This is a genomic window from Streptomyces sp. NPDC056480, from assembly GCF_042795405.1.
Classification (GTDB): domain Bacteria; phylum Actinomycetota; class Actinomycetes; order Streptomycetales; family Streptomycetaceae; genus Streptomyces.
Window position 1 is genome coordinate 1 of sequence record NZ_JBHTSA010000224.1, and the last position, 5,324, is coordinate 5,324.

Below are 5,324 nucleotides of genomic sequence, written 5' to 3' on the forward strand. Positions count from 1 at the left end.
GTACGGGAACTCCCGTACCGCCCCTGAGGCGTGCGGGCCTCAGCCGGCGGCCGCCGCCGCTCCCAGGCCGCCCACCAGGAGCGCCGAGAGCCGCGCCACCCACGGTTCGTCGACCGGCTCCGCGCTCACCAGCGCGCGGTGCACCACGGCGCCCGCGATCACGTCGAAGATCAGGTCGTCGGTGGCGTCCACCGCGACCGGGTCCCGGTCCGCCGGGAGTTCGCCGCGCCGCTGCGCCCGCATCCGGCCCTCCAGGACGAGCCGCTTCTGCCGGTCGACGATCGAGGCCCGTATGCGCTCGCGCAGCGGCTCGTCGCGGGTCGACTCGGCCACCACCGCCATCAGGGCCGTCTTGGTCTCGGGGCGTTCGAGGAGGGCGGCGAACTGCAGGACGACGTTCTCGATGTCGGCCTGGAGGGAACCCAGGTCGGGCAGTTCGAGTTCATCGAAGAGGACGGCGACGGCGTCGACCACGAGCTCGCTCTTGTTCGCCCAGCGGCGGTACAGGGTCGTCTTGGCCACCCCGGCCCGGCCGGCCACGTCCCCCATCGTGAGCTTGGACCAACCCAGCTCGACCAGGGCCGCGCGGGTCGCCTCCAGGATGGCCGTGTCGGCCTCGGTGGAGCGGGGGCGTCCGGTACGGCTGCTGCGGTTGGTGCGGCTACACATGGACGTCGACCATACCCGCCGGTAGGTAGTGCGCCAGAGGGGCGGCGTGTGAGGCAGTTCACCGTGCGGATCCGCTCCGCGCCCTCCCCGCGGCTCACCCGGGAGAGTTACGCTACGACCTGTAGCGAAAGGCATTGAGCGGCCTGAGCGACAACCACGGCACCGGGTGGGGACCCGGTGCATCGCAGCGGGTGGGGACCCGGTGCGAACCGAAGACGAAGAACCGTGTCGCCCCACGTCTCGCACACCGGCGGGAGACGTGCGGACGGCACGGTTCAGCCATGACTTACCGGTTACGCGCGCGGAAGGGGGAGGATGTAGGCATGCAGCCCCGAAACATGTCCATGAGCGGCGTCGTCGACCTCGCCGCGGTGAAGGCGGCCGGAGAGGCCAAGGCGAAGGCGGAGCAGACGCGCGCCGCCACCGCCCGGCAGGGCGGCCCCGCCGCCGTGCCCCCGTCCGCCCTGGTGATCGACGTCGACGAGGCGGGCTTCGAGCGCGATGTGCTCCAGCGTTCCGCCGAGGTCCCGGTCGTCCTCGACTTCTGGGCCGAGTGGTGCGAGCCCTGCAAGCAGCTGAGCCCGCTCCTGGATCGGCTCGCCGTCGAGTACAACGGCCGCTTCCTGCTCGCGAAGATCGACGTCGACGCCAACCAGATGCTGATGCAGCAGTTCGGCATCCAGGGAATTCCGGCCGTTTTCGCGGTGGTCGCCGGTCAGGCGCTGCCGCTCTTCCAGGGCGCCGTGCCCGAGGCCCAGATCCGCGAGACCCTCGACCAGCTGATCCAGATCGGCGAGGAGCGCTTCGGTCTGACCGGCATCGTCGTCGACGCCGACGGCGCGGGCCCCGACGACGGTACGGCCGCGGCCGCACAGCCCGTCGGCCCGTACGACGCCATCCTCGAAGCGGCCATGTCCGCGCTCGACGCGGGCGATCTGGCCGGCGCCGTCCAGGCGTACAAGAACGTGCTCGCCGACGACCCGGCCCACCCGGAGGCCAAGCTCGGTCTGGCCCAGGCCGAACTCCTCGCCCGGGTGCAGGACCTCGACCCGGCCGCGGTCCGCAAGGCCGCCGCCGACGGTCCGGCCGATGTGACCGCGCAGATCGCCGCCGCCGACCTCGATCTGGTGGGCGGTCATGTACAGGACGCCTTCGGGCGGCTCGTCGAGACCGTGCGCCGCACGGTCGGCGAGGACCGGGACGCGGCGCGGCTGCGGCTCCTGGAGCTCTTCGAGGTGATCGGCGCCGACGACCCGCGGGTCACGGCGGCCCGGCAGGCCCTGGCGCGGGTGCTGTTCTAGTCCCGTCCGGTGCGCCCGATCGTCCGACGATTTGGCAGCAGGGTGACAAAAGGCGGCCGCGCTTTACCAAAACTTGGTAATCGCGGCCGCTGTTACTTGCAGTAAATCGAACCTGTGGGTCTGTCCGTATTCTTCCGGCAATCTGCTGATATTCCTCGCCACGCGAACGTACCCTCCGTGCCCATTCGGCCCCACCCCGCCATGACGTGGTTATCCACCCGTTACTAGCCAGTAACGAACCCCCTTGTGCGGGGGCCCGGAATGGACCACGATCGGCGACGCTCGGTCCGAACCGCACCACCCCGGCAACCACCCGGGACGCGGCGAGGGTCCCCACCGGGTGGACCGGTGTTCCGGCACCGGTCGTGGACAGGGGGGTTCCCGCTCTCATCGAACGGGGCCTGTCCAATCAGGTCGCGCGCCAAGGCGCGGCCCATGGTTGTCGCTCGGGGGTGATCGCCGGTGATTCGGACGCGCAACGCGCCGCCTGATGCCTCGGCGCTCTCCTTCCCGAGGACGTAGCTCTTCTCCCATCCCAGGACGGGCCCCGCGCCCTTCCGGAGATGTACGTCCGAGAAGGAGGAATTCTCATGAAGTCCCAGGTTCGTGGCGGGACCAGATGGAAGCGGTTCGCCGTCGTCATGGTCCCGAGTGTGGCCGCGACGGCCGCGATCGGTGTCGGCCTGGCCCAGGGCGCGCTGGCCGCGTCCTTCAGCATCTCCGGCCAGGAATTCAAGGTTAAGGCCAACAGCCTCGTCGGCTCGAACTTCGTCCAGTACGGCAGCGTCGACGCCGGCAAGGACCTCGAGGGCAAGGACTTCGCCGCCCCGGTGGCGGTGTCCGGCTTCTCCGAGGCCTGGATCACGAACATGTGCCAGTCGGTCGTGACGCCGAAGGTGCCGTTCGTCGGTGACGTCACCCTCCGCCTGGAGGCCGGCACCGGCAAGGACAAGGTCTACGCGAAGGGCATCTACCTCGATGTCTCCGAGCTCAAGGCCGACGCCGAGTTCACCAACATCGACATCGGCGTCGCGGCCGGCCAGCTCAACGCGGGCCCCGACGGCAAGCCGGTTCCGGGCAAGCCGGGCATCCAGCCCAACACCAAGGCCAACCCGTACGGCTTCGGCCAGCGTGCCGAGCAGGCGACGCTGAACAACGTGGAGCAGAAGGCGTGGGCCACCACGGCCGGCACCTTCAAGCTCCCCGACCTCCACCTGTCCCTGCACCGGGGCACCGCCAAGGAGTGCTACAAGGACTGACCGGTCCACGAGGACCAGGTCGTCCTGAGGGTGGGGCCGCTCCGTGCGGTCCCACCCGCCAGGCACCCTCTCTTCAACTTCTCAGCAACACCGCTTCCAGGGAGCTGTTCCATGAGCGCCGAGATCCCCGCCTCCCGCGAAGTCCCCACGAAGGAGAACCGGTTCAAGGTCTGGCGACAGACCCGGCCGTTCTGGGCGGGACTGTTCACCATGATCGGCGGCGTGCCGATCGCCTACCTTCCGTACGGGGACATGCGGCTCGGCAATGTCACCCTCGCCATGCAGACGACCGCCGGAGCCGGCGCCCTGATCATCGGCGTCCTGCTCATCACGCTCGGTCTGACGATGTGGTTCCAGCCCGTCGTCCGGGTGTTCGCGGGTGTCGCGACGATCGTCCTGGCGCTCGTCTCCATCCCGGTCTCGAACTTCGGTGGCCTGGTCGTCGGCTATCTGTTCGCGGTCATCGGCGGCGGCATGTCCGCCGCGTGGGCGCCCGCCCCGCCGGCCGAGGAGACCGACGAGGCAGAGGCCGAAGAAGAGCACGACGGTCGGCCGGAGGCCTCCGACGAGGCCGCCCCCGCCCTCGACCCCGAGACCGAGGCCATGGTTGCGGCCGTGTTCCCGGAGCAGCGTGAGGGCGCGCAGCCGCTGACCGACACGACGATCGACGCCAAGGGCGGGAGGAACAGTGCGGGGTGACGAGACTCAGTCGGCGCTCGCGAAGGAGGGCCCGCGGCACGCGGCCCCGCGCAAGTCGCTGCTGAACAGGATCCAGGGCCCCGCGGGCAAGGCGATGGCGCTGGCCGCCATGCCGACCGCGGTGTTCGTGGGCATGGGCCTCACGCCCAGGCTCGCCCTCGCCGACGAGAAGGACATCCCCTTCGCCCCCGGCCCCTGTGTGACGCGCTCCGACGAGCCGACGCAGGAGGAGACCGAGAAGCCGGCCGAGACGGCGAAGCCGACGCCCTCCTCCACCGCCACCGCGACGCCTTCCGCGACCGCGACGGCCACCCCCACCGCCACCGCGAGCCCCACCGCCACCGGAGCCCCGACGCCGACCGCGACGGAGACCGGGCAGGCGGCCACGCGTCAGACGAAGGACGAGGCGAAGACCACCGCCTCGCCGACCGCGACGCCGACACCGACGGCCACCCCCACGCCGACGAAGTCGAAGAACCCGCTCGACCCGCTGGGCGTCGGCGACGCGCTCAAGGACCTGTTCGACGGCCCGGACCCGAAGCCGACGGAGACGCCCACCACGGCGGCCCCGACGACCCAGGCACCGGCCCCGAGCGCCTCCACGACGGCCCCCGCCGAGAAGCCGGCGACCGCCGACGACCCGGCCGCGAGCACTCCGCCGAAGTCGACCACCGCTCCGAAGGCGACCGCCGACCCGGCCGCGGAGAAGACGAAGAGGCAGATCGAGCAGGCCGCCGAGCAGGCGGGCGCGAAGGTCCAGGAACTCCCCGAGAGCGCCAAGGGCCTGGACGCCAAGAAGGACGAGTCCATACCCGACGGCGCCAAGCCGCACATCCCGTGCGCCGTGCCGGACCCCGAGGCGCTGGCAGCGGCCGAACTGGAGCCCGGCATCCCGCTGCTCCCGGACGCGCCGTGGCGGCTGGACAGCACGAAGCTCACCCTGCTGGGCCTCAAGTACCACGGCATCGTCGAGGTCAAGACCGGCAGCGGAAAGATCAAGAAGGCGCTGAAGTTCACCGCGACCACCGTCAAGATCAAGGATCTGCACCAGACGACGGTCCACTCCGACGGTCTGTCGGGCCACGTCCGGTCCACCCCGGGCAAGGAATCGACCATCACCGAGGGCACGGTGACCATGTACACGGAGTCCCTGAAGGGCAACCTCTTCGGGATCTTCCCGGTCACCTTCAGCCCGGCGACCCCGCCCCCGCTGGACGTCCCGCTCGCCATCTTCACCGATGTGACGGTGATCCAGGCCGGCCAGTTCGGCGGCACCCTGAGGGTCCCGGGCCTCCGCAACACGATCGAGCCCAGCTGACCGACGTACGGCCTTCTCGGGCGTACGACGTTCTCGGGCGTACGGCGAAGCCCCCGTCCGCACAGCGCGGACGGGGGC

The 5,324-nt window shown here is 70.7% G+C and carries 5 protein-coding genes; 4 read left to right on the top strand and 1 reads right to left on the bottom strand.

The features are described 5' to 3' along the window. Positions 1-39: 39 nt before the first annotated feature. Complete coding sequence (locus tag ACFQ79_RS40170; protein WP_383593217.1) at positions 40-669, bottom strand: TetR/AcrR family transcriptional regulator; 630 nt, start codon at positions 667-669, stop codon at positions 40-42. A 323-nt stretch (positions 670-992) separates the two neighbouring features. Between ACFQ79_RS40170 and ACFQ79_RS40175 the strand changes: the two genes are divergently transcribed. The 4 genes from ACFQ79_RS40175 (at position 993) to ACFQ79_RS40190 (ending at position 5,246) form a co-directional block, all read left to right on the top strand. Then, on the top strand, positions 993-1,970 hold the full coding sequence (locus ACFQ79_RS40175; protein WP_383593220.1) for a tetratricopeptide repeat protein: 978 nt from the start codon (positions 993-995) through the stop codon (positions 1,968-1,970). A gap of 590 nt (positions 1,971-2,560) precedes the next feature. Further along, positions 2,561-3,229 carry a DUF6230 family protein gene (locus tag ACFQ79_RS40180; protein WP_383593223.1) on the top strand — a complete coding sequence of 223 codons (669 nt, stop codon included), beginning with the start codon at positions 2,561-2,563 and terminating at the stop codon, positions 3,227-3,229. Between the two features lie 111 nt (positions 3,230-3,340). Beyond that, the gene (locus ACFQ79_RS40185) at positions 3,341-3,928 is read left to right on the top strand and encodes a DUF6114 domain-containing protein (RefSeq protein ID WP_383593225.1); all 588 of its coding nucleotides are present in this window, start codon (positions 3,341-3,343) and stop codon (positions 3,926-3,928) included. Further along, positions 3,918-5,246 carry a hypothetical protein gene (locus ACFQ79_RS40190; protein WP_383593228.1) on the top strand — a complete coding sequence of 443 codons (1,329 nt, stop codon included), beginning with the start codon at positions 3,918-3,920 and terminating at the stop codon, positions 5,244-5,246. The genes ACFQ79_RS40185 and ACFQ79_RS40190 overlap by 11 nt, the downstream gene beginning before the upstream one ends. Positions 5,247-5,324 lie beyond the last annotated feature (78 nt).

Excerpts from the sequence above, each read along its gene's own strand:
- ACFQ79_RS40180 (WP_383593223.1), top strand. The coding sequence starts at position 2,561 with ATGAAGTCCCAGGTTCGTGGCGGGACCAGATGGAAGCGGTTCGCCGTC.
- ACFQ79_RS40185 (WP_383593225.1), top strand. The coding sequence starts at position 3,341 with ATGAGCGCCGAGATCCCCGCCTCCCGCGAAGTCCCCACGAAGGAGAAC.
- ACFQ79_RS40170 (WP_383593217.1), bottom strand. The coding sequence starts at position 669 with ATGTGTAGCCGCACCAACCGCAGCAGCCGTACCGGACGCCCCCGCTCC.
- ACFQ79_RS40175 (WP_383593220.1), top strand. The coding sequence starts at position 993 with ATGCAGCCCCGAAACATGTCCATGAGCGGCGTCGTCGACCTCGCCGCG.